The organism is Kluyvera sp., from assembly GCF_047971185.1.
Classification (GTDB): domain Bacteria; phylum Pseudomonadota; class Gammaproteobacteria; order Enterobacterales; family Enterobacteriaceae; genus Kluyvera.
In genome coordinates, this window is the sequence record NZ_JBKDZH010000015.1 from 34,517 (window position 1) to 56,265 (window position 21,749).

The window sequence follows — 21,749 nt, forward strand, 5'->3', positions numbered from 1 at the left end:
TTCAGGCGCGGGGGATAAATGGATTTAAAACGGTTACGCTATTTCTGCCGGGTGGTCGAGCAAGGCTCGATAAGCCAGGCCGCCAAGGTGCTGAACATGGCGCAGCCGCCGCTCAGCAAGCGCATCCAGGAGCTGGAAGATGAGCTACAGACGGCGCTGTTTTTGCGCAGTGGCAATCGTATCGAGCCGACCGAGGCCGGGTTTTTCTTGTACCGTAAGGCCTGTGAGATTTTGCGCCAGGTCGAGGATACCGCGCGTGAGACGATGGAGATCGCCCAGAAAGATCGCCTGCAGTTCCGCTTTGGCATGAGCCACCTGTTTCAGTCGTACTTTAAGCCGCTGCTGCTGGCGCTGTATCAGCGCTACCCGGAGATTGAGGTCAACATTTCGGTCACCGACTCCAGCCATCTGGAGATGATGCTGAACGAGGGGGCCATCGACCTGGCGTTTATTCAGCGTCCTTATCGCAGCGACGGTTTTGACTACGTCTCGTTCGACCCGGTGAAGCTGGTGGCGGTGATCAACAAAAAATGCCTGCCGTCGCCGCCGACGAACCCGTTTGACTACAACGCGCTGGGCGGGCTGCCGCTGGTGCTGCTGCACCGGGCGAAAGACTCCGGCACCTACGAGATGCTGATCGATCTGTTCCGCAAAGCGGGCGTTAACCCGAAGGTGATTATGCATATTACCCAGCCGGGGGTGATTCTCGACTGGCTCGAATCAGGGCTGGCGGCGGCGACGCTGCTGCCGTCGTCCGAAGTGTGCGCGGACAAACTCAGCGAATGTTACGTGGTGGACGTCTTCCCATCGCCGCAGATTTTTTACCCGGCGATGGTGAAAATTCCGGCGGTAAACTGGTGTCCGCAGGTGATGGCGCTGGTGGCGGAAGGCTTTCCGTTTGCCAATCATTCACTATCCTGATGGTTTGGCATCCAGCGTGAGCCTGCTATCATAGATGGCCCGATCGATAATGACCCGAGGATACGTTTTGCGAGCAGGAAGCCAGATCTCTTCCCCACTACGACTGTTAATGTGCCTGGCTATTGGCCTGGCGCTGTCCGGCTGCGCCGGAAACTCGTCAGAAGGCAGCTACAGCGGCTCGGTCTACACCGTGAAGCGCGGCGATACGCTGTCGCGTATTTCGCGTATGACGGGCACCAGCGTGCGAGATTTGGCGCGGATGAACGGCATTTCTCCGCCGTATACCATCGAGATAGGGCAAAAGCTGAAGGTCAGCGGCGGCTCGTCTTCCAGCGCAAAAAAATCGACCGCCAGCAAAACGGCGAAAGTGGTCCCGTCTTCCGCCGTGCCGAAATCATCATGGCCGCCGGTAGGGCAACGCTGCTGGCGCTGGCCCGCCAGCGGTAAGGTGGTGCTGACCTATTCCACATCAGAAGGCGGCAACAAAGGGATTGATATCGCGGGCAGCCGCGGGCAGCCGGTGTACGCCGCCGGCGCTGGGAAGGTGGTTTACGTCGGCAACCAGCTGCGCGGCTACGGTAATCTGGTGATGATTAAGCATAACGAAGATTACATCACCGCCTATGCCCACAACGAAAAGCTGCTGGTTAATAACGGCCAGAGCGTGAAGATTGGCCAGCAAATTGCCACGATGGGTAGTTCGGATGCGGACTCAGTAAGGCTGCACTTCCAGATCCGCTACCGCGCAACGGCTATCGATCCGCTGCGCTATTTACCGCCGCAGGGCAGCAAGCCGAAGTGCTAAGCGATTATTTTATCGTCACTTAGCACCCAGAGTGCTTGCCAGGCGAGGAGTAAGGTTTATAATGCTCCTCGCACACCTTAGCGGGCGTAGTTCAATGGTAGAACGAGAGCTTCCCAAGCTCTATACGAGGGTTCGATTCCCTTCGCCCGCTCCAGACCGACTTCTGAAAGCATCTCTGCTTACTGAATCCTGACCTTAATACTTTCCTGTGTTTATCCTCGGTAACCTTTTGCGCTGTTAGAGCGGGCGTTTATTCACGCCAGTGCTCCGGCTTCATCAACGCCTGTGCACACTGAATGCTACCGATGCGCTTAACCGGTTCAGCAGAAAGCGGTTGCGTCATCCAGCAGGCCTTGTGTTCCTCCGCAATAGGGTAAGGCGCCGGATAGCCCTGGTCTCCGGCACAGGGTTCGAACCCATGGCGTGGGTAATAGGCGGCATGGCCGAGAACGAAAACCCTCTGGCAGCCAGTCGACCTCAGTTTCTCTAACCCGGTGCGTATCAGCAATCCGCCCACGCCGAGGCCCTGATATTCCGGTATGACTGCCAGCGGCGCGAGAATATGCATCATCGGTGAATTCACTGCGCCCTTAAATGTGGCGCGGGTAAATAAAATATGCCCGACGGCTTTGCCTTGATGGCGGGCGAGCAGCGATAACGTTGGACGCGCGGTTTCGTCCTCCAGTAAAGATGCCACTAAATCGGCCTCTTTGCAGAAGCCAAATGCCCGTGTTTCGACGTTCCGGATGTCGTTCGCATCGTTCTCATCGGTGATATGGAAGGTGAAGCTGTATGTTGTCATTAGACTTTCCTTAGCGGTTGTCCGGCTGGGCGCGAACGCTGTTCAGCCCGGTGGTATTAATGCGGTAGGGCTGACCATTGACGGATTTGATCAGCTTTTTGGTTTTGAGTTTTTTGAAGACGGCGAGCGTGCAGTCGGTCAGCAACAGCCCTTCGCGGCTGTAGCATTCAACGGAGGTGACGCGGCCGGAAGCATCGCGGACGTGCGCAATACGTCCACCTTTGGCGAGAACGTGTAAGGTACGTTGTTCCTGACGGGATAAATTCATACTGGAAAACCTGTTTCATCATCATGTGCAAAATGCGCAAACACGCAGCGGTGTTCGCAATCGATTTCAGCGCAGTGATAATCAGACCGGCCTGAAAAGGTCGGGAAAGCTGATTATCAGATGATGACATTCTCCAGCATCAAAGCCTCGGGTTGAGTTGAAAGGTATTTACCAGACCAATAATAACACCTGGTTTTTGTAAGTGAATTCGAAAGGGCGAAAAGTGTGATCGCGAAGGGGGCCGATAAAGCTCCCTTATTGTATCGCAGCCGCTTTCAGCGAGTGGCGAGTAGGTCAGGACGCGGTTTCGTAATAGACAAATGCGAGTTTGTTCCCATCCGGATCGCGTACGTAGGCGCTATAAAAGCCCTCGCCATATTGCGGGCGGTGTCCCGGCGCGCCTTCATCGGTGCCGCCAAGGCTGAGCGCGAGTGCGTGCAGTTGCTGAATATGTTCAAACGAGCCCGCATTCAGCGCCACCATCGTGCCATTGCCAACGCTGGCACTCTGCTGGTTAAAAGGCCTGCCGACACATAATCCAATAGTATGGTTATCGCTGAACGTCCCCCAGGAGGCGCCTTCTTCGTTACGGCCTGCCTGTGGGTGTCCAAGTTGTTCCATCAGCGGATCGTAGAAGCTGATGGCGCGCGGTAGATCGTTAGTACCCAGCATGACGTAAGAAAACATAAATTCTCCTCGTTAAACATTATTGGCCGGCTGGCTTGCCAGGCCTTGATACTGCTGACGAAGTTTAAGCAGGCGGGAAACCAGGATGATGACCGCGAAACCGGCCACCAGAGCCGCACAGTGAAACGCCATCCTGCCACCGCCATGGAAGTAGAGCCAGCGCGTTGCCTCAATGGAAAGGGCAAATGCGCTCAACGCCAGAATATTGAGCGTGGCAGAAACGGTGCCTTTTGGCAGGTTATGCGAAAAGAGCGTGAAACGAAACAACACGGGGTAGAGCAGCCCAATACCCAGGGCATAAAGGCTGGTTCCCAGCACCGACCATAACCAGATATGGGGCGATAGCAAATTGCCGACCAGCAGCGTCAGCAGCCCAGCCAGCTGTATCGGGACCGTGCACCAGATAAAACGTGGCGAGGTCGGGTCTTTAATAAAATTTGCCACAATTGCGCTGGCGATAATGATCCCACTGAATACCGGTACCTGTGTCCAGGCATAGGTTCCGGGAGACATGCCGCCGTGTTCAATCAGGATCACCGGGGAGAGCGCCACCCAGGTGATGATGGGCAGGTTGCCGAAAGCGACCGCTAGCGAGCCGGTGAGCACGACCGGGTGACGAAACGCCGCGATGAAATCTGACAAAACCTCACCCGGCTTAAACCCTCGCCCCTGAGAGATAACGGTTTCCGGCATCTTCAACATTAGCAAGCCCCAGGCGACTAAACCCAATGCGCCGATGATGGCAAACAGCAGTTTCCAGTGGATGAACGTCATCAACGCCGCGCCGGCCACCGGCCCGATAACCGGCGCAAGCAGGACGATGGACGTCAGCACGGCCATGATCCGGATTGAATCCGTTTCGCCAAATGCTTCCTGAATAGAGACATAGCCGACGGTCGAGATAAAGCAGACGCTGGTGCCCTGAATGAAGCGCGCGACGAAGTACTGTTCGATCGAAGAGACAAACAGCATGCCCAGGCAGGAAAGGGCAAAAATCAGCGCGCCGGCCAGCAGCACTGGCCGCCGACCAATACGGTCCGAAAGGGGGCCAAGCAACCATTGCAGGGCCAGACCGCCGGCCATGTACAGGCTCACCGATGCGGGTGCCAGGGTCACATCAGCCTGTAGTTCATTGATAATATTAATGATACCTGGCTGGATAAGGTCTGTGGTCAGGTAGGCTGAGAAATCATAAATAATCATCGCCAGCGGAAACAACATCACGCTGCCGTACTGCAGTAAACGTTGTGGCGGGTTATTCACACGATGCTCCGGTGAGTAGCCAGCCCGCGGGCTGGCTAATTTACGTAACAAAGTCAGGTTGATGCAATGAGCTTCAGCGCTGCGGGAGCAATTGAAATACGGATCAGTCGTCCGCTTTGTGTGCCCAGGCAGGCATGGCTGTCAGGTAGCGTTTTGCCCGCTTACGCGATTCTTCCGGGCCGACCTTTTGCCAGGAATCCAGGAAGCCCGCCAGACCGGAAACGGCCTCTTCCCAGGGTTTCAGATTACCGTCGGTGTCGCAGCAGTAGGCGCAATATTTATCGCTGGCCCCCAGCGCGTCAGGCGCGGACATCGGCATCCCGCAGGCCTGACAAAACCGTTCATGTTGTGTCATTAAGCGCTCCTTCTGTTGTTGGTTTGTCTATTAAATATACAGAAACGCTGTAAGGCGTTTAGGGTGTCAGATCAATAGATTGAACTGGAATCATCATTGAAATTGATTGAACTCAATTACCCGATAATTGCCGTTTTGATAGTCTCAATGCATCTCCTCAACCGTCGATAGGATAGTCGCGTTGGAAATCTTTTTTTAACCCACTGAAAAATATCTCTTAAATATTTTTCATACATCACATTCATGGTCCGTTAAGTACGGATCCGGTTTTGTATGGGTTAAAAAAAGGTACGTTATGAACGTAACATGGACCGTCACGCCCGTGGGGTATCAGCGTATTGCGAAACGCTGCCCTGCATGCAATATAAAGCGAGACTTCACGCCTTCGGGTGCCATTCGGGTCAATTCGCAGAAGAAGCTGCTGGATATCTGGAGTATCTATAAATGCACGCACTGCGACTACACCTGGAATATTTCTCTGTTTTCCCGTCTGCACGTCAGCAAAATAAAGCCTGAGCTTTATTATCGCTTGATGATGAACGATGCCGACACCGTGCAACATTTTTCCTGTGATATTGCGATGCTCAAGCGAAACAACGCCGAGCTATCGGGACGGCCTGATTGTCGTATTCAGGAGCGCTGGTCGCTCTGTCTTACCCGAGGCAATCAGGTGACGGTGCATATCCGGATCCCTCGGCCTTTTCAGATCAGCCTGCTGTCGATATTGCAGAAACAACTGATGCTGAGCGCTGGTGAAATCAGGAGACGGATCGCATCCGGGCAAATAAGAGGCGTTACGCTGAAGATGCTTAAATCGCGCAAGCTCAAGGACCTGGAGTACTCGTTTAAGATGTCGAAGGAGACGCTGTATGCCCGGCGCAGAATAATCCTGACGCATCGTGAAAAACAAACATCTTAAGCGTATGACTATGGAAGACCGTTCGAAAAGAAAGAATGATGCAGCATATTATTTGGAATGATAGTTATTACCTACGAAATGAGTGATGATACTCAGGAGAAAACATGGATGAGAATGCGGTTCTGAAATTGCTCGCTGAACTGGATATTTTTTATCAGCATATCCCGCATCAGGAGGTCAAAACAGTCGCTGACCATGCGAGTCTTTCGACAGCGTTTCCGGCGCAGTTGCTAAAAAATCTGCTACTAAAAAATAGCTCGGGTAAGCATTTTTATCTGTATATTCTTGATGGCAATAAAAAGGCCGATCTTCGTGAATTAGCGCTTCAGCTTAACGAATCACGCCTTTCATTTGCCTCATCAGATGAGCTAATGGAAATCTTAGGAGTAGAAGCTGGTGGCGTTACCCCTTTTGCGATCGTACATAACAAGGAGAAAGCGCTTCAGATAGCCATCGATCCATCTGTATCCGCAAGTCAGCCGCTCGGGTTTCACCCTCTGAGCAACAGCGCTTCGGTTTGTATTTCCAGAACGGATTTATTGCGGCTGCTGGCGTTTTACGGCTACTTTCCTGCGGATGTGCAAACGGATGACATGTTATGCCGCCTTAAGCGAGGAGCGGAAATCTGTTCTTAACGAAGTATTGGCTTTCCGACGTCTGTGAATGGTGGTCAGAACTCTCATTCACAGGTTTCTGACGGGCCACTCTGTGGCCCGTCAACGCTCGCGCCGATGATCCCAGACAATGTGTTTATCGCTAATTTGCGATCTAATAAAAATTAATTGCATATGACCCATTTAGTTTTTTCATCTTTAGCCGTATAGGCAAAAAATATTATATTTTAATAGTTGTCAGGCTTTTTTTTATAGCTTTAAGTAAATTATTCAGCTGTCACTTTGGAGTTGAATTGATTATTATGGCGGGTAATTTCAAATCTTTATGTTGCAATGACACGACATTACAAATAATTAGTTCATTATCAAGTGATTAAATACAACTTCCATATCTATAATCGCCTCCTTTTTTCAGTAGGGATGCCGGAGACGTGCAGTGAGCAATTCAAGTAAAAGACAGGTTAATTTTAGCCGAACGCTGAATGTTAGCTTTTTGTTGGCATTTATAATGTTCATCGTTTTTTGTTTGTTTATTGCCCACAAACAGATGGATGATATTCGTAAATCTTATCATAAGGTTAACAGCGCCTCTGTCTATAATGTCGCTCGCGGGCAAACGGAAAAAACGTTGCAAATGATGGAGCACTCGCTGACGTCGATGTCGAAAGTACTGACAAAAGACGGCAGTTTTACCGACCTTAAAAGCGTTAACGATATGGTTTTTAAGGATAATATGCATCGGGTGCTGTCGCTTCTTTCCGGCGTATCGAATATCTCTTTGATTGATAAAAATGATGAGGTTCTGACGATTCCTGCTCGCTTTTCCAGCCATGAAAGTGCGGGAGAAAAGATTCGTCAGCTACCCTGGTATATTAAGGACCCATCATCGTTCTCATCTGTTACCTACAGTGAACCGTATCTGGATCTGATTTCTGGGGAACGCAAAGTTAATATTTCAATTCCAACTTATAATAAGCAAGCGGATATGACGGCTATTCTGTCGTTTGAGCTTGATATTAAACAGATGGGATACTCTCTGCGCCAGAAAGTCACTCCGATGGAGGGCGAGTCTTTTATCGTTACCCGCAATGGTAGCGTCGTTATTCATGCCGACCCATCGCTAAAAAATGACGTTCTGGTACCGAAAACGGTCGTAGAAAAAATGCGTAACGCATCGGGGCTGGTCTACGATGAAGATAGTAATATCTACTATTACTACTATTCCTACACCAATCCCGACTGGTTGTTTATTTATAAGGTTGAGGAAGAGACCATCTCCTCTATCGTGTGGGATGAAAGCGCAAAAGTGATCTATGCGCAGTTGGTTTCCGCCCTCATGCTCATCATCTGCTGGATTCTGGTGCATTCGGTGATGAAAAACATGTTTATGCGCGTTATCTCCAGCATCAACTCCGGGACGCCGTTTAATGCGACCGAGGAGGTGATGGCGCAGGAGTTGATCAACAACAGCCAGAAGGTTGAAACTTTCCGTAAACAATCGACGACCGACGAGCTCACCGGCCTGCTAAATCGTCGCGCCTTTGATGAGAAGCTGGCGCAAAACGTCATCTCGAAAAAACCGTTCTGCCTGGCGATGGTGGATATCGACAACTTCAAATCGCTCAACGACACCTATGGCCACATCTTCGGCGATATCGTGCTACGTAAAGTTGCGGAATATGGTATGGGCGTGGTCGAGTTTAGCGGCGCGCTGCTGTTCCGCTACGGCGGTGAAGAGATGGCGGTGGTGTTCGAAAGTGACGATCCCGAGTGGGCTGAAGAACAGCTCAATCAGTGGCGCGTGGCGGTTGAAGAGCATAACTGGCGTGAAAAGGGGCTGAAGGTGACCTTCAGCGCCGGGATGGGCAGCTGGGAGCGCGAAGATCCTGAAGCGTTTATTGCCCGTATTGACGCCCTGCTGTATGACGCCAAACACCAGGGGAAAAACCGGGTGATTTGCGCGCCACGCGGCGACGAAGAGGAAAACGGTCAACAGGCATAACCTGGCCCGGGCATAGCGTCCCGGGCTTTAGCCATCACCGCCGCGTCAGCGCCAGGCGGATCCCCAGCCCGATAAACGCCGTGCCAACGACCCTGTCGAGAAGCTTTTGCAGCGCGCGGTTGCGCGAGACCGCGCCCGCGGCGCTACCTGCCAGAATGGCAAAGGTCGCATCAGTCATAAACCCAACCAGCGCGTAGGCCATGCCGAGGATCAGGAAAGAGAGGACGTGATGTTCACCGCTCGGCAAAACGAACTGCGGAAAGAACGAAATAAAGAACAGGATCACCTTCGGATTGGTGAGGGTGGTAATAAAGCCTTTAGAAAGCAGGCCACGGGTATTGGCCTTGCTCCGTACCGGCGCGGGCTCATCGCTCTCCGCCTGCGGTTTGCCGAAGGTGCCCAGTATCATTTTGCCGCCAAGATACATCAGATACATCGCGCCAATATATTTCACCACGGTAAAGAGCAGCGGTGAGGCGGTAATGAGCGCCGTGAGACCCAGCGCGCTGGCTATCGCGTGGGTGCAGCTGCCGAGTGCGACGCCCGCGGCCGAAATTAACCCGGCGCGGCGACCGTTTGCCACGCTCTGGCCGACGACGTAGGCCATATCCGGGCCTGGCGTAATGGACAACAGGAAGACCGACAGTATGAACAGCCCGAAATGGGTGATATCCAGCATGATGACCTCGATTAGTTAATGATAGTCACGCCGCTACGGGTGAGCGCCTCGGTCAGCGGTTTATCCAGCTCGCCGTCGACGATAAGCGTGCTGGCCAGGCTAAGTTCGCCGATGGCAAAAGCGGAAGCGGCGTTAATTTTCTCGTGGGAGGCCATGACCACGGTTTCCGACGCCCGCTCGCTCAGCAGCCGCTTTACCGCTGCCTCTTCAAAATTCCCGGTAGTAAACCCTGCGCTGTGATGCACGCCCGTTACGCCCATAAAGAACAGGTCGGCGTTGATTCGACCAGCGGCCTCGGCCATCGTCGTCCCGATGGTGACAACGGAATGCTTAAACAGCGCTCCGCCCAGCAGAATGACCTCAATCACCGGATAATCAACCAGCCCCACGGCCACGCTCGGGCTATGGGTAACCACGGTAAAAGGCATCTCTCTGGGGAGATATTTGATCATCTCGGCGGTGGTGGTACCGCCGTCAATAATGACCACCTGGCCCGGGCCGATCAGCGTCGCGGCTTTTTGCGCGATTGATTTTTTTGCCTCTATTTGCACGTTTTTTCTTGTTTCAAAGGGGGCAATCGCAGCGGAAACCGGCAGCGCCCCGCCGTGGACGCGCTGGAGTAATCCGGCGGCGGCAAGTTCGCGCAAATCACGGCGGATAGAGTCTTCGGATACGTTGAAGCGCTGGCTGAGCTCGGTGGAATGTACCTGCTTGTCCTGAGCCAGAATCTCCAGGATGTGCTGTTTTCGTTGGCTGGCTAACATCGTTTTCTCTATGCGTGTTTAATCTTGAATGTGCACGATTATGCATGATAGGTTGTGCGCTGTCACCTGTTATCCAAAACAACAATGCACGTGGAGTATAAGATGAAAAGTCTAATTATTTTGATTGCCGGGCCGGTGAGAAGCGGTACGAACGGCGATGAGCGGCTGATACATGAGAATCTGGCGCGGATGGAACAGACGGCGCTGGCGGTTTACCAGCAGGGGCATATTCCGGTCATTGGCGAATGGCTGGCGTTCCCACTTTCGGCCGCCGCCGGTTCGCAGAAAATCGGCGATGAGATCAGTGAAGCTTTCCTCTACCCGGTAGCCCACCGGTTACTGACCCGCTGTGATGCGGTGCTGCGTCTGACGGGGGCGTCTAACGGCGCTGACAACGACGTGCGCGTAGCCAATGAGCTGGGGCTGGCGGTCTACTATTCACTGGAGGAGATCCCGGTGAATATTGCCGGGTAGTCGGTTAAATCTGTGTCGTGCTAAAGGCGGTGGAAGCCGCCTTTCAACCCTGAATATGAACCACGATCGTGTAGCCCGGTTATCCAGAAAAGTTCACTTTGCGATAGCGACTATGTGAACAAATTGTTTCAAATACGACTTTATTGCTAGGTTAATCCTTAACCTTTATATTGTTCAGGGTGGATATTATTGTTTGGTAATAAATAACTCGCGCAACAATAATTTCATATAATATTGATAATTAAGGGATAAATATCTTTTATAAAGTTATGTAAGCTAAATGTAAATTATTCTTTGGTGTGATCTGTAGCGATATTTTTCGCCCGTCAATCCCTATTTCCTTGAAGCCTGTCACGTCCTTTCATTTCGTAGAGTTATGAAATAAATCTTTACGATCTCGATCACTAAAATATCTTTCGCAAAAAAATAAAATGCAATTCCATAAAAATGAAATACAATTCCAATTGAGGGTTATTGCATGTTTAAAAAATCTCTGGTCCTGATGGCATTATGTGGCGCGTCTTTTGCAGCATCAGCAGTGACTGTCGATCTGCGTCATGAATTTATTGACGGCGGCAAAACTGATAAAACGAACGCAGACCGCGTTTCGGTCTCTCACCGCTTCGCAAATGGTTTTGGCTTCTCGGTAGAAGCAAAATGGAAATCGGGTGGCAATAATACTGACCAACCGTTCTCTGATTTCGTAGGTAACGGCCACGAAGAATCGATTAGCTATCAATACAAATTTAATAAAAACTTCTCCGTTCAGCCTGGCTTTAATATTGAAAGTAACGACAGCCGTTCTATTTATAAGCCGAACCTGCGCGTGCAATATAGCTTCGACAATGGCTTCTACGTAGCAGCTCGTTATCGTTACGACTACACCCGCTACCCGTCAAACGCTAATAAAGATGATGACAAAGTAAACCGTGGTGATGCATGGGCGGGTTACGTGTTCGGCGACTGGCGTACCGAGCTGAACTACGTGTACGCGCGCAGTTCAGAAGGCAACGCACGTAACAACAACAAGCCATATTCTCAGGAATATAACGTGAAAGTGGCGTACAAAATCGACAAAAACTGGGCACCGTACGGTGAAGTGGGCAACGTGGGCGTTAACGACCGTGACGACCGCCAGACCCGTTTCCGCGTAGGTGTTGCTTACTCCTTCTAATCGCTAACGGCTTTAGTGAAACCCCCGGTCAGTCTGGCCGGGGTTCTCTCCCTCCATTCCGCCACGCATTTTCCCTATCTCACCTGAATAATTTAATTAATGTTAGTGCGTGCTTGTGTCGCTATTACCCCACGTCTTTCGTATTCACATCATCGAAGAGGTTCGTGTATGGACAGCGCTATCATCGTGGTATTACTTCTCATCGTCTGTTTCCTGGTTCTGGGGGGCGGATGGTTTCTCATCATGCGCACAGAAATGAAAATAGAAAAAAAGATGCATAATGAATTCGAGTTAAAAAGAGAAGAGGAAAAGCAGCAAAAGATACTACAAAAATATGAGGACCTGCTGGCGATGGAAATTGAGTGGCACACTCAGCGGTTGGCCAGCATCAATTTTTTCATTGCCAAATTAAAGAAAAAGCAGGATGCGGAATACCGCAGTACGCAACCCAGCATTAATGGTGATAACACACAGCTTCATTCGAAAATAAAAGCGCTGATCTTCATTTACTTCCCGCATCTGCAGGATGACTACGCCAAGCTGTGCAAGCTGGCCGACTGTACGGTCTATTTTGACTACCTGTACGGGCGATCCAGCGACAGCGCGCGCGTGGTTCACGAACTGTCGGATAAAATGCAGAAATTTGCCGCGCTATCGACCGAGTTTCAAAACCGCATTCGTAACGAAGTGGCGGTGAAATGAGTGGCGGCGTTCAGCGCCTCAGGTCTATGCTTAGCCTCGAACCCATATAAAAAATAGAGGCAATGTCATGGATAAGGAACTACAGGATGCGGGCTATCGCGTCTATACCGGGGAGAAGATTGATGTCTATTTCAATACCGACATCTGTCAGCATTCCGGCAACTGCGTCAGGGGCAGCGGCAAGCTGTTTAACCTGAAGCGTAAACCGTGGATTATCCCGGATGAAGTGGACGTTGCCACGGTGGTGCGGGTCATTGATACCTGCCCAAGCGGGGCGCTGAAATACCGTCATCATGACTAAGCGAGGGCGCGATGGAAATTCTGGAAGGGCATAACAAGTTTTACGTCAATGACGCCAACGGCAACCAGGTGGCGGAAATCGTCTTTGTACCAACGGGCGAACATCTCAGCATTATTGAGCACACCGACGTCGATCCCAGCCTGAAGGGGCAGGGGGTCGGTAAACAACTGGTGGCGAAAGTGGTGGCGAAGATGCGCCAGGAACAGCGTAAGGTGATCCCGCTGTGTCCGTTCGCGAAGCATGAGTTTGATACCACTCGTGAATACGACGATATTCGCGCCTGACCTTCTGCGCCAGCGTAAGCTGGCGCAGCCTCTCAACGCTTGACGAGCTGCTCAATAATCAGCAGCGCCGCAATCGCCACCATCAACCCTCCTGAGATACGGCTAACGCACCGCGCGGCCTGCGGACGGCTGGCAAGCAGCGCACGTGACCCGTAGCCAACCAGTAAATAGATGAGGGTACAGGTCAGCAGGTGCATCAGCCCCAGCGCCGACATCTGCAGCGCCAGCGGCCATTGGCCGTTAGGATCGGTAAACTGTGGCAGTAGCGCCAGAAACAGCAGAAAAACCTTGGGATTCAGGCCGCTGATGCACAGCCCTTTAAGCGCCCACTGGTTCCAGCCGCCGCTCTGCTGGCCGGCGGTAGAGACCGTCGCCGGGTGGCGCAGCAGCGAAATACCCAGCCACAGCAAATAGAGCGCGCCCAGTAGCGTGATAGCCGACAGCGCCAGCGGATGCCCGGCAATCAGTACGCCCACGCCCGCCACAACCACGATAGTCGCCAGCAGATGCCCCGACATCAGCCCTGCAACCGCCGGGACGATACGCCGACCGTGGATCCCGGCGCTGATAGTGTAGGCCCAGTCGGCCCCCGGGGTCATAATCAGTAAAAAGGATACCAGCCAGAACCCGACCACTAAGCTCATCTCCATAGCGCACATTCCCCATTATTTATCATTGCACTCTTCCTAAAACAGCCGTTGATAGCGAGAAAGAATATCGTTATTGCCGCGCAATGAGCTTTCAATGTTATGCTGGAACTTCGCTTTCAGAGAGAGAATCTTCTAAATGGATAGCATCGATCGAAAAATTCTTGCTGAGCTACAGGCGGATGGCCGTTTATCTATTACCGAGCTGGCTGAACGGGTAAACCTGAGCCTCTCGCCGTGTCACCGACGTCTGCGGGCGCTGGAGCAGGAGGGCGTTATTACCGGCTATCGCGCTAACCTCGACCCGAGCAAGATGGGGTTCAATTTTGTGGCGCTGGTCTTTGCGACGCTGAAAGAGGGCGATCGCCAAGCGGTCAGCGCCTTTGAAGAAGCGGTGGAAGAGATCCCGCAGATCGTGCTGGCGCAGCGGCTGTTTGGCGACCCCGATTATTTAATGCAGGTGGTCACGCGCGATCTCTCCTCGTTCCAGAAGCTTTATGACCAAAAACTCTCGGCCATGCCCGGCGTCCAGCACCTGCGTTCGACGCTGGTGATGAAGACCGTGGTGCAGGACCGCCCATTCCCGCTGGAGACGCTGAAATAGAAACGCTTGGCTGAAACGATTCGTGTGCTAACATATTGGCATAGGGGATGGCATTCCCCCTTGAACCGCCGTGTGGCTGATGATGCCTGTTTTTATTCCTGGACCGGGAATGAACAGGCACACCTCTACCGCGTCCAGGATGATCAATTCATCTAAGGATGCGTCAATGCTTTCTGAACACTTCGCTCGTAAAAATACGCTCTTCTTTCTGCTGCAGTGGCTGCTGCTGGCGACGGTCATTGCCGTGCTGGTGGGTTCCGCCTCGGCGCTATTCCTCTTTTCGCTCGATTGGGCAACCGCTATGCGCACCACGCATCATTGGCTGATTGCGCTGTTGCCGTTAGCCGGTTTTGCCGTCGGCTGGCTGTATCTGCATTTTGGCCGTTCGGTGGAAGCGGGAAATAACCTGATCCTTGAAGAGGTGCACCGTCCGGCAAACACCCTTCCTTTACGGATGGCGCCGCTGGTGTATATCGGTACCGTGGTCTCGCATCTGTTCGGCGCGTCGGTCGGGCGTGAGGGAACCGCCGTACAAATGGGCGCTTCCATTGCCGACCAGTTCACCTCGCTGCTGAAACTGGATAACGACGCGCGTCGGATGGTGCTGATGGCGGGCGTGAGCGCGGGCTTCTCATCGGTGTTCGGTACGCCGCTGGCCGGGGCGATTTTCGGTCTTGAAGTCATGGCGATGGGCCGGATGCACTACACCGCCATTTTCCCCTGCCTGCTGGCGGCCGTGGTGGCCGATCGGGTTGGCCTGCTGTGGGGCGTTCACCACACCCACTATGCGATGTCGGTGATTCCGCCACTCTCGATATGGACGCTGGGCGCGGTGATTGTGGCAGGCTGCTGCTTCGGCCTGGCGGCCCGCGTCTTCGCCGATGCCACGCACCTGATTGGCGGGGTGATGAAAAAATACGTGGCCTATGCGCCGCTGCGTCCGTTTATCGGCGGGGTTATCGTAGCGCTGGCGGTCTATCTGCTGCACGCCGATCGCTATATTGGCCTCGGTATTCCGGTCATTGTTGATGCTTTCCAGCACCCGCTGGCGCCGTGGGATTTCCTCGGTAAGCTGGTCTTTACCGTGATGTCGCTGGGGAGTGGTTTTAAAGGCGGTGAAGTGACGCCGCTCTTCTACGTGGGCGCAACGCTGGGGAATGTGCTGGCACCGCTGCTGCATCTGCCGTTCGCCTTGCTGGCCGGTCTGGGCTTTGTCGCCGTTTTTGCCGGCGCGGCCAATACGCCGATAGCCTCCACGCTGATGGCGATTGAACTGTTTGGGGCGGAGATCGGCGTGTATGCCGCGATGGCCTGCGTGGTGGCTTATCTGGTTTCCGGCTATAGCGGCATCTATCGCTCCCAGCGGGTTGCCTGCCTGAAACATCGGATCGTGCCGCAGGGGATCACACTGGCGGAGCTTCCGGCCTGGCAGCGTGAAAATGCGCGCGCGCCGGTGCCGACAGACGAAGCGAAAGCGGATAGCTAATAACGTATTGTTGTAACGATATGGATTTCTTATTGCGAAAATGTAAATAACGAACTCAATATTTGTTATTTCAGAATGACTGCGCATTCTGGCTATCTTGGTTCCAGCCCACTACCCGGCATCGAATCAGGAGAAAACCAGAATGAGCAGACAAATCAAATTAGGTGCTTTTCTTCCCGGCGGCGGACAGCACATCGCCGCATGGCGTCATCCGGATCAGCCTGCCGATGGTGCAACCAGTTTTGAATTTCACAAACAGCTGGCGCAGACCGCCGAACGCGGGCTGTTTGACGCTTACTTTCTGGCCGACGGCCTGGCGATTCCGGCCTCCGGCGTCACCGACGGTGGCACCGCGAAAGTGGCAGGCTTCGAGCCGGTCACGCTATTCTCCGCGCTGGCGCCGCTGACCAAAAACATCGGCTTTATCGCCACCGCCTCCACAACCTATGAAGAGCCGTACAACCTGGCGCGTAAATTTGCCTCGCTGGATCTGATCTCCGGCGGCCGCGCGGGCTGGAACGTGGTCACCACCGCCACGGAAGCGGCGGCGCATAACTTCAATCTCGATACCCAGCATCCGCATGAATACCGCTATCAGCGGGCGAAAGAGCACGTCGAGGTGGTGAAAAAACTGTGGGACAGCTTCGAGGATGATGCCTTCCTGCGCGACAAAGCCTCCGGTCAGTTCTTCGACCGCAATAAAGTGCATGACACCAACCACGTCGGCAAATTCTTTAAAGTGCGCGGGCCGCTGAACATCGCGCGTTCGCCGCAGGGCCAGCCGGTGATTGTGCAGGCCGGGCAATCGGAAAGCGGGCGCGCGCTGGCGGCAGCCACCGCTGAAGTGATTTTCACCTCACACCAGCATCTGGAGACCGCACAGGCCTTCTATCGCGATATTAAATCTCGCGCCAGAGCGGTGGGCCGCAACCCGGATCACGTGCTGATCATGCCCGGCGTCGCGCCGTTCATCGGCCGCACCGAGGAAGAGGCCAAAGAGAAATACCACAAGCTGACTTCACTCATCGTTGAAGCCGATGGCATTGCCTTACTGAACGGCCTGGCCGGCGGCGGGATCGACCTGGGTAAATTCGATCCCGACGGCCCGCTGCCGCCGCTGCCGGTGACCGAAGGGATGAAGTCGCGTCCTGAGCTGATCCGCCAGATCGCCGACGAAAACAATTTTACCATTCGCCAGCTCTACCAATGGGTAGCGACCGCGCGCGGTCACTTTACCGTGGTGGGGAGCGCCGAGCAGGTGGCCGACACGCTGCAGGAATGGTTTGAAAATGAAGCCGCGGACGGCTTCAACGTGCTGCCGCCGTGGCTGCCGGGCGGGCTCGATGACTTTATCGAACTGGTGGTGCCTATCCTGCAGAAACGCGGCCTGTTCCGTACCCAGTATGAAGGCAAAACGCTGCGCGAAAATCTGGGGCTGCCGTTTGCCGAAAACCGCTACAGCGCCGCGCGCAATGCCAAAGTGGCTTGAGGAGGATCTATGTTCTATTCCACCACCCGAATTCGTCTGAAGGCTCGACAGGCTAAGGTACCCGCATATCGGCAGTGGTATCAGCGCAGCCTGTCGCTGATTGCCCGCTACGGTTTGCTGGTCCTGTTTTTTGCCGGCTGGCAAATCGCCAGCACCGCGGGGTGGCTCAACGCCGCCATCATCCCGCCGCTGGATAAAATCTTCGCCGCGTTGTGGAACGGCATTACCCAGGGCGCGCTGCTGGGGGACATTACCATCAGCCTACAGCGAGCAGGCCTGGCCTTTGCCGCCGCCATCGTGGTGGGGATCCCGCTGGGGCTGTTTATGGGGCAAATTCGCCCGCTGGAGCAGGCGCTGGATCCAATTCTGCAGCTCTTCCGTCAGACCTCGGCGCTAGCGCTGTATCCGATCTTCATCCTGCTGCTGGGGCTGGGAGAGACGTCCAAAGTGTTCGTTATCTTCTGGGCGGCGCTGTTCCCGATTCTGCTGTCGACCATTAGCGGCGTGAAGGAAGTGGACGGCAAGCTGCTGGAGATGGCGCGGACCTTCGGCGCGGGCCGGCTGACGCTCTTTTATCGGGTCATTGTTCCTGCCTCGGTGCCGTCTATCTTTGTCGGGCTACGTCTCTCTGCTACCACCGCGCTGCTGCTGCTGATTGCCGCAGAGATGATTGGTGCGAATCAGGGAATCGGCTTCCGGGTGATGAATGCGCAATATAACTTCCAAATACCGATGATGTTCGCCGCGATATTTCTGCTGGCCTTTGCCGGGCTATTAGCGAACGCCATTCTGGTCATTCTGCAGCGTCGTCTGTGTCGCTGGAACTCACGTAACCACTAATTTTGCACGTTATTTTGCGTTTTTAAATCTAGCCTGATTGGGAATATCAATAATGAAAAAACAGATCTCTTTTGCGTGGGTAGCGGTACTTTTCCTCTTTGGTCTCAGCGCATCCGCGCGCGCCCAGGAGGCGGTGACGATGCGCTATATGGCGAGCTACGGCGGTATTTCTGCCCACGAGTTAGCCGAGGCGCTGGGGTATTTTAAAGGGACCGGCGTGTCGATTAAAAATGCCGGTTATGCCAGCGGCGGCCCGGAGTCTTTATTTGCGCTGGCGTCGAACAGTATTGATATCGGGTCGGCGGCCACGCCGGCGGTCATTAACGCCATCGCCAACGGTAACGATTTTGTTGCGGCCTACCCGACCAACGGTATTAACGAAACCACCAAATCCATTTTCTACGTGAAGGAAGACAGCCCGATTAAGTCGATCAAAGATTTAGTCGGTAAAAGCGTGGCGGTAAATACCCTGGGGGCGCATCTGGATTACACCCTGCGCGAAGCACTGCATCAGGCGAATTTGCCCGAGAATGCGGCCAAACCGGTCGCGGTACCCGGCCCGCAGCTGGAGCAGACGCTGCGCTCCGGCCAGGTTGACGTAGCGGCCTTTGGCTACTGGCAAACCACCTTTGAAGGGGCGGCGCGTAGCCACGGCGGCCTGCGCCCGGTGTTTAACGATGCCGATGTGCTCGGTCCGATAGCCGGCGGCTTCACGGTGCTGCGCGCCGACTTCGTTAAACAGCATCCGGATGCGGCGCGCGTCTTCGTGGTGGAGTCGGCGCGTGCGCTGGACTACGCTCGCGATAACCCGGAAAAAGTGCGCGAAATTATGGCGAAAATCCTCAAAGAACGCGGTGAGAATCCGGAGGTGGCCAAGTACTTTACCGGCTACGGCGTGCGTAAAGGCGGGCTGGCGGAGCCGCATGATGTGCAGTTCTGGCTGGATATCCTTGAGCGCGACGGCGTGCTGAAAAAAGGCCAGCTCAACGCTGAAAAGATTTTGCTGAAAACGGAAGGTGTATGATGACAGCGACGCTTCAGGCTCCGCGCGGCGATATTTCGATTCGCAGCTTACGCAAAACGTTCTCGCTGGAAGGCAAACCGTTTGATGTCTTCCGCGACCTCAATTTACAGATTGATAGCGGGCAGAGTATTGCCATTGTCGGCCCGAGCGGCTGCGGTAAAACCACGCTGCTGCGCATTCTGGCGGGGCTGGAAACGCCGGACGCGGGCGACGTGGTGATTGATGGCCAGGCGGTGCACGGCATGAGCCGCGAGCGGGCGGTAATATTCCAGGAGCCGCGCCTGCTGCCGTGGCTGACGGTGCTGGAGAACGTCAGCTTCAGCCTCGACGTACAGGGCGTGCCGCGCAAGCAGGCGAGGGCGCGGGCGAAAGAGGCGATCGAGCTGGTGGGCCTCAGCCACTGCGAGCAGGCGCTGCCGAACCAGCTCTCCGGCGGTATGGCGCAGCGCGTGGGAATTGCCCGGGCGCTGACCATTCAGCCAGAAATCCTGCTGCTGGATGAACCGTTGGGCGCGCTGGATGCGATGACCAAAATGACCATGCAGGAAGAGCTTGTCCGTATTCGCGATGCGGAAAAGATGACGATGGTGCTGGTCACCCATGACCTGGAAGAGGCGATTTATCTCGCTGACCGGGTGCTGATTCTACCGAAAATTAAGGGCGACCCGATTCGGACTATCGAGGTTGCGCTGCCGCGCCCGCGTGAGCGTAGCAGCACAGAATTTGTCGTTCTGCGTCAGCAATTAATGGCTGAGTTTGGTTTGCATTAATAAGGTCTGGAATAAGATATTGCCCGATCTTATTTCCATACAGATTTTGCGGATGCTTTTTTTAATTTAAAAAAGCAGAAAGATATATTTGTTAATGGCTTTCGTTAAAATATGAGTGATATTTTAAAATAATGTAAAAGTGCGCTACTATTGGCGCACTCATTACATCAAGCTATGCGAATATCATCATTATGCCTGCACTTAATAAAAAACTATTCTCTCTGGCGACCATCGCGCTGCTGGTAAATTCCACCGCCTATGCGAATACCGACACTACCCAAAAAACCGACGTCCTGCTCATTGGCGGCGGCATCATGAGCGCCTCTCTGGGCACCTGGCTACAGGAGCTACAGCCAGACTGGAAACAGGTTATGGTCGAGAAGCTCGATAAAGTCGCATTAGAATCGTCTAACGGCTGGAATAACGCCGGTACCGGCCACTCGGCCAACATGGAATTAAACTATACACCGCAACGTGCTGATGGCAGCATCGACGTCACCAAAGCGCTGGAAATTAACGAACAATTTATGATTTCCCGCCAGTTCTGGTCAGCGCAGGTCAAACGCGGCGTGCTGAATAATCCGCATGCTTTTATTAATTCCACTCCGCATATGAGCTTCGTGTGGGGCGATAAAAATGTGGAATACCTGGGCAAGCGCTACGATGCGCTGCAAAAAACCACCCTGTTCCAGGGCATGAAATTCTCTACCGATCATCAGCAAATTGCCCAGTGGGCGCCGCTGGTGATGGCCGGTCGCGACCCGCAGCAAAAAGTGGCCGCCACCTGGACACCGGCCGGTACCGACGTCAACTACGGTGAAATTACCCGCCAGCTGATTGGCAGCCTGCAAAAGAACGACCACTTCACGCTGCAAACCTCCGCCGAAGTGACCGAGTTTAAGCGCAACAGCGATAACTCCTGGCACGTGACCATTGAAGACGTCAACAGCGGCAAACAGCGCGCTATTGACGCGAAATACGTGTTCATCGGCGCTGGCGGCGGTGCATTGAAGCTGCTGCAAAAAACCGGAATTCCGGAAGCGGACAACTACGCAGGCTTCCCGGTGGGCGGCTCCTTCCTGATGACCGAAAACCCGGACGTGACGCGTCAGCATATGGAAAAAGTCTACGGCCAGGCCTCCGTGGGCGCGCCGCCGATGTCGGTGCCGCACATCGATGCGCGCTTTATCGACGGGAAACGCGTGGTGCTGTTCGGGCCGTTCGCCACCTTCTCCACCAAATTCCTCAAGCAGGGCTCGTTCTTTGATCTGTTGAGCACCACCACCACCAGCAACGTGATGCCGATGACTCACGTGGGCCTGGATAATTTCGATCTGGTGAAATACCTGATTAGCCAGGTGATGCTGAGCGACGACGACCGCTTTGCGGCGCTGAAAGAGTACTATCCGCAGGCGCGTAAAGAAGACTGGAAGCTGATTCAGGCCGGCCAGCGCGTGCAGATCATCAAGAAAGATGCCGATAAAGGCGGCGTCCTGAAGCTGGGGACGGAAGTCGTCGTTGACCAACAGCGCACCATTTCCGCGCTGCTGGGGGCATCGCCGGGGGCATCCACCGCCGCGCCGATTACCCTCAACGTGATTAAGCAGCTGTTCCCGGAACAGTTCAACTCACCGGAATGGCAGAGCAAAATCCGCGGTATCGTACCGAGCTTTGGCCAGAAGCTGAACGGCAACGCGGCGCTAACCCAGCAGGTGTGGAACGACACCGCCGCGACGCTGGAACTGACTAAACCGCCGGTGATTCAGATGCCAGCTGCCCCGATATCGCAGGCGAAACCGGCTGAAGAGCAGCCCGCCAGCGCGTCGCCGCAGCACGACATGGCGCTGTAAAATTTACTCGGCCAGGCTGAGCGAC

At 54.0% G+C, this 21,749-nt stretch carries 24 protein-coding genes, 1 tRNA gene, 1 pseudogene and 1 riboswitch; of the genes and pseudogenes, 18 read left to right on the plus strand and 8 right to left on the minus strand.

Translation table 11 applies throughout. The features are described from left to right. Positions 1 to 18: 18 nt before the first annotated feature. The 3 genes from ACK5JN_RS03485 to ACK5JN_RS03495 all read left to right on the plus strand — a co-directional run bounded on the left by ACK5JN_RS03485 (position 19) and on the right by ACK5JN_RS03495 (position 1,880). The gene (locus ACK5JN_RS03485; RefSeq protein WP_416868882.1) at positions 19 to 921 is read left to right on the plus strand and encodes a LysR substrate-binding domain-containing protein; all 903 of its coding nucleotides are present in this window, start codon (positions 19 to 21) and stop codon (positions 919 to 921) included. A 49-nt stretch (positions 922 to 970) separates the two neighbouring features. After that, positions 971 to 1,726 (plus strand): amidase activator ActS, encoded by a 756-nt coding sequence (actS, locus tag ACK5JN_RS03490; RefSeq protein ID WP_416868883.1) that lies wholly within the window; start codon positions 971 to 973, stop codon positions 1,724 to 1,726. Between the two features lie 80 nt (positions 1,727 to 1,806). After that, positions 1,807 to 1,880, plus strand: a tRNA-Gly gene (locus tag ACK5JN_RS03495). Between the two features lie 100 nt (positions 1,881 to 1,980). On the opposite strand, the pseudogene ACK5JN_RS03500 reads toward ACK5JN_RS03495, so the two are convergent. The 5 genes and pseudogenes from ACK5JN_RS03500 to ACK5JN_RS03520 all read right to left on the minus strand — a co-directional run bounded on the left by ACK5JN_RS03500 (position 1,981) and on the right by ACK5JN_RS03520 (position 5,101). Then, a pseudogene (locus ACK5JN_RS03500) lies at positions 1,981 to 2,528 on the minus strand (GNAT family N-acetyltransferase). 10 nt (positions 2,529 to 2,538) lie between these two features. Continuing rightward, entirely contained in the window at positions 2,539 to 2,796 is a 258-nt protein-coding gene (locus ACK5JN_RS03505) for a YjhX family toxin (protein WP_112010960.1), read from the minus strand. Positions 2,797 to 3,090: 294 nt separating this feature from the next. Further along, positions 3,091 to 3,483, minus strand: a complete 393-nt coding sequence (locus ACK5JN_RS03510) for a VOC family protein (protein ID WP_416868884.1) — start codon at positions 3,481 to 3,483, stop codon at positions 3,091 to 3,093. Positions 3,484 to 3,495: 12 nt separating this feature from the next. Continuing rightward, positions 3,496 to 4,704, minus strand: a complete 1,209-nt coding sequence (locus ACK5JN_RS03515) for an MFS transporter (protein WP_416868988.1) — start codon at positions 4,702 to 4,704, stop codon at positions 3,496 to 3,498. Between the two features lie 145 nt (positions 4,705 to 4,849). Beyond that, positions 4,850 to 5,101, minus strand: a complete 252-nt coding sequence (locus ACK5JN_RS03520) for a zinc ribbon domain-containing protein (protein WP_416868885.1) — start codon at positions 5,099 to 5,101, stop codon at positions 4,850 to 4,852. Positions 5,102 to 5,396: 295 nt separating this feature from the next. On the opposite strand from ACK5JN_RS03520, the gene ACK5JN_RS03525 reads away from it, so the two are divergent. From ACK5JN_RS03525 to ACK5JN_RS03535, 3 genes are all read left to right on the plus strand, one after another. Further along, positions 5,397 to 6,020 carry a DUF1062 domain-containing protein gene (locus ACK5JN_RS03525; protein WP_416868886.1) on the plus strand — a complete coding sequence of 208 codons (624 nt, stop codon included), beginning with the start codon at positions 5,397 to 5,399 and terminating at the stop codon, positions 6,018 to 6,020. Between the two features lie 104 nt (positions 6,021 to 6,124). Further along, positions 6,125 to 6,655 (plus strand): YbaK/EbsC family protein, encoded by a 531-nt coding sequence (locus tag ACK5JN_RS03530; RefSeq protein WP_416868887.1) that lies wholly within the window; start codon positions 6,125 to 6,127, stop codon positions 6,653 to 6,655. A 613-nt stretch (positions 6,656 to 7,268) separates the two neighbouring features. Continuing rightward, positions 7,269 to 8,636 carry a diguanylate cyclase domain-containing protein gene (locus ACK5JN_RS03535; RefSeq protein ID WP_416868888.1) on the plus strand — a complete coding sequence of 456 codons (1,368 nt, stop codon included), beginning with the start codon at positions 7,269 to 7,271 and terminating at the stop codon, positions 8,634 to 8,636. 34 nt (positions 8,637 to 8,670) lie between these two features. Here the strand turns inward: ACK5JN_RS03535 and ACK5JN_RS03540 are convergent, their stop codons facing one another. Both ACK5JN_RS03540 and ACK5JN_RS03545 read right to left on the minus strand, forming a co-directional pair. Next, complete coding sequence (locus tag ACK5JN_RS03540) at positions 8,671 to 9,315, minus strand: LysE family translocator (protein WP_416868889.1); 645 nt, start codon at positions 9,313 to 9,315, stop codon at positions 8,671 to 8,673. A gap of 11 nt (positions 9,316 to 9,326) precedes the next feature. After that, positions 9,327 to 10,079: a DeoR/GlpR family DNA-binding transcription regulator gene (locus ACK5JN_RS03545; RefSeq protein ID WP_416868890.1), complete on the minus strand. Its 753-nt coding sequence runs from the start codon at positions 10,077 to 10,079 to the stop codon at positions 9,327 to 9,329. Between the two features lie 102 nt (positions 10,080 to 10,181). Here ACK5JN_RS03545 and ACK5JN_RS03550 point away from each other — a divergent pair, with 102 nt between their 5' ends. From ACK5JN_RS03550 to ACK5JN_RS03570, 5 genes are all read left to right on the plus strand, one after another. Beyond that, the gene (locus ACK5JN_RS03550) at positions 10,182 to 10,553 is read left to right on the plus strand and encodes an NUDIX hydrolase (protein ID WP_416868891.1); all 372 of its coding nucleotides are present in this window, start codon (positions 10,182 to 10,184) and stop codon (positions 10,551 to 10,553) included. Positions 10,554 to 11,031: 478 nt separating this feature from the next. After that, positions 11,032 to 11,727 (plus strand): porin, encoded by a 696-nt coding sequence (locus ACK5JN_RS03555; RefSeq protein WP_416868892.1) that lies wholly within the window; start codon positions 11,032 to 11,034, stop codon positions 11,725 to 11,727. Between the two features lie 168 nt (positions 11,728 to 11,895). Continuing rightward, positions 11,896 to 12,429 carry a hypothetical protein gene (locus ACK5JN_RS03560; RefSeq protein ID WP_416868893.1) on the plus strand — a complete coding sequence of 178 codons (534 nt, stop codon included), beginning with the start codon at positions 11,896 to 11,898 and terminating at the stop codon, positions 12,427 to 12,429. 67 nt (positions 12,430 to 12,496) lie between these two features. Beyond that, entirely contained in the window at positions 12,497 to 12,730 is a 234-nt protein-coding gene (gene yjdI / locus ACK5JN_RS03565; RefSeq protein WP_416868894.1) for a 4Fe-4S mono-cluster protein YjdI, read from the plus strand. A gap of 11 nt (positions 12,731 to 12,741) precedes the next feature. After that, a complete protein-coding gene (locus ACK5JN_RS03570; RefSeq protein ID WP_416868895.1) occupies positions 12,742 to 13,014 on the plus strand; it encodes a GNAT family N-acetyltransferase in 273 nt (90 codons plus the stop codon). 32 nt (positions 13,015 to 13,046) lie between these two features. Here ACK5JN_RS03570 and ACK5JN_RS03575 read toward each other — a convergent pair whose 3' ends face one another. Continuing rightward, positions 13,047 to 13,664, minus strand: a complete 618-nt coding sequence (locus ACK5JN_RS03575; RefSeq protein ID WP_416868896.1) for a LysE family translocator — start codon at positions 13,662 to 13,664, stop codon at positions 13,047 to 13,049. A 136-nt stretch (positions 13,665 to 13,800) separates the two neighbouring features. On the opposite strand from ACK5JN_RS03575, the gene ACK5JN_RS03580 reads away from it, so the two are divergent. The 7 genes from ACK5JN_RS03580 to mqo all read left to right on the plus strand — a co-directional run bounded on the left by ACK5JN_RS03580 (position 13,801) and on the right by mqo (position 21,724). Continuing rightward, positions 13,801 to 14,265: an Lrp/AsnC family transcriptional regulator gene (locus tag ACK5JN_RS03580; RefSeq protein WP_416868897.1), complete on the plus strand. Its 465-nt coding sequence runs from the start codon at positions 13,801 to 13,803 to the stop codon at positions 14,263 to 14,265. A 34-nt stretch (positions 14,266 to 14,299) separates the two neighbouring features. Next, positions 14,300 to 14,361: riboswitch (Fluoride riboswitch) on the plus strand. Between the two features lie 70 nt (positions 14,362 to 14,431). After that, complete coding sequence (locus ACK5JN_RS03585) at positions 14,432 to 15,751, plus strand: voltage-gated chloride channel family protein (RefSeq protein WP_416868898.1); 1,320 nt, start codon at positions 14,432 to 14,434, stop codon at positions 15,749 to 15,751. Between the two features lie 142 nt (positions 15,752 to 15,893). Beyond that, on the plus strand, positions 15,894 to 17,240 hold the full coding sequence (locus tag ACK5JN_RS03590) for an LLM class flavin-dependent oxidoreductase (RefSeq protein ID WP_416868899.1): 1,347 nt from the start codon (positions 15,894 to 15,896) through the stop codon (positions 17,238 to 17,240). Positions 17,241 to 17,249: 9 nt separating this feature from the next. After that, complete coding sequence (locus tag ACK5JN_RS03595; protein WP_416868900.1) at positions 17,250 to 18,080, plus strand: ABC transporter permease; 831 nt, start codon at positions 17,250 to 17,252, stop codon at positions 18,078 to 18,080. Between the two features lie 52 nt (positions 18,081 to 18,132). Then, positions 18,133 to 19,104, plus strand: coding sequence for an ABC transporter substrate-binding protein (locus ACK5JN_RS03600; RefSeq protein WP_416868901.1), 972 nt, complete (start codon positions 18,133 to 18,135; stop codon positions 19,102 to 19,104). Continuing rightward, positions 19,101 to 19,874, plus strand: a complete 774-nt coding sequence (locus ACK5JN_RS03605) for an ABC transporter ATP-binding protein (RefSeq protein WP_416868902.1) — start codon at positions 19,101 to 19,103, stop codon at positions 19,872 to 19,874. The genes ACK5JN_RS03600 and ACK5JN_RS03605 overlap by 4 nt, the downstream gene beginning before the upstream one ends. Positions 19,875 to 20,065: 191 nt before the next feature. Further along, positions 20,066 to 21,724 carry a malate dehydrogenase (quinone) gene (mqo, locus tag ACK5JN_RS03610; RefSeq protein ID WP_416868903.1) on the plus strand — a complete coding sequence of 553 codons (1,659 nt, stop codon included), beginning with the start codon at positions 20,066 to 20,068 and terminating at the stop codon, positions 21,722 to 21,724. The last annotated feature ends 25 nt before the right edge of the window (positions 21,725 to 21,749 follow it).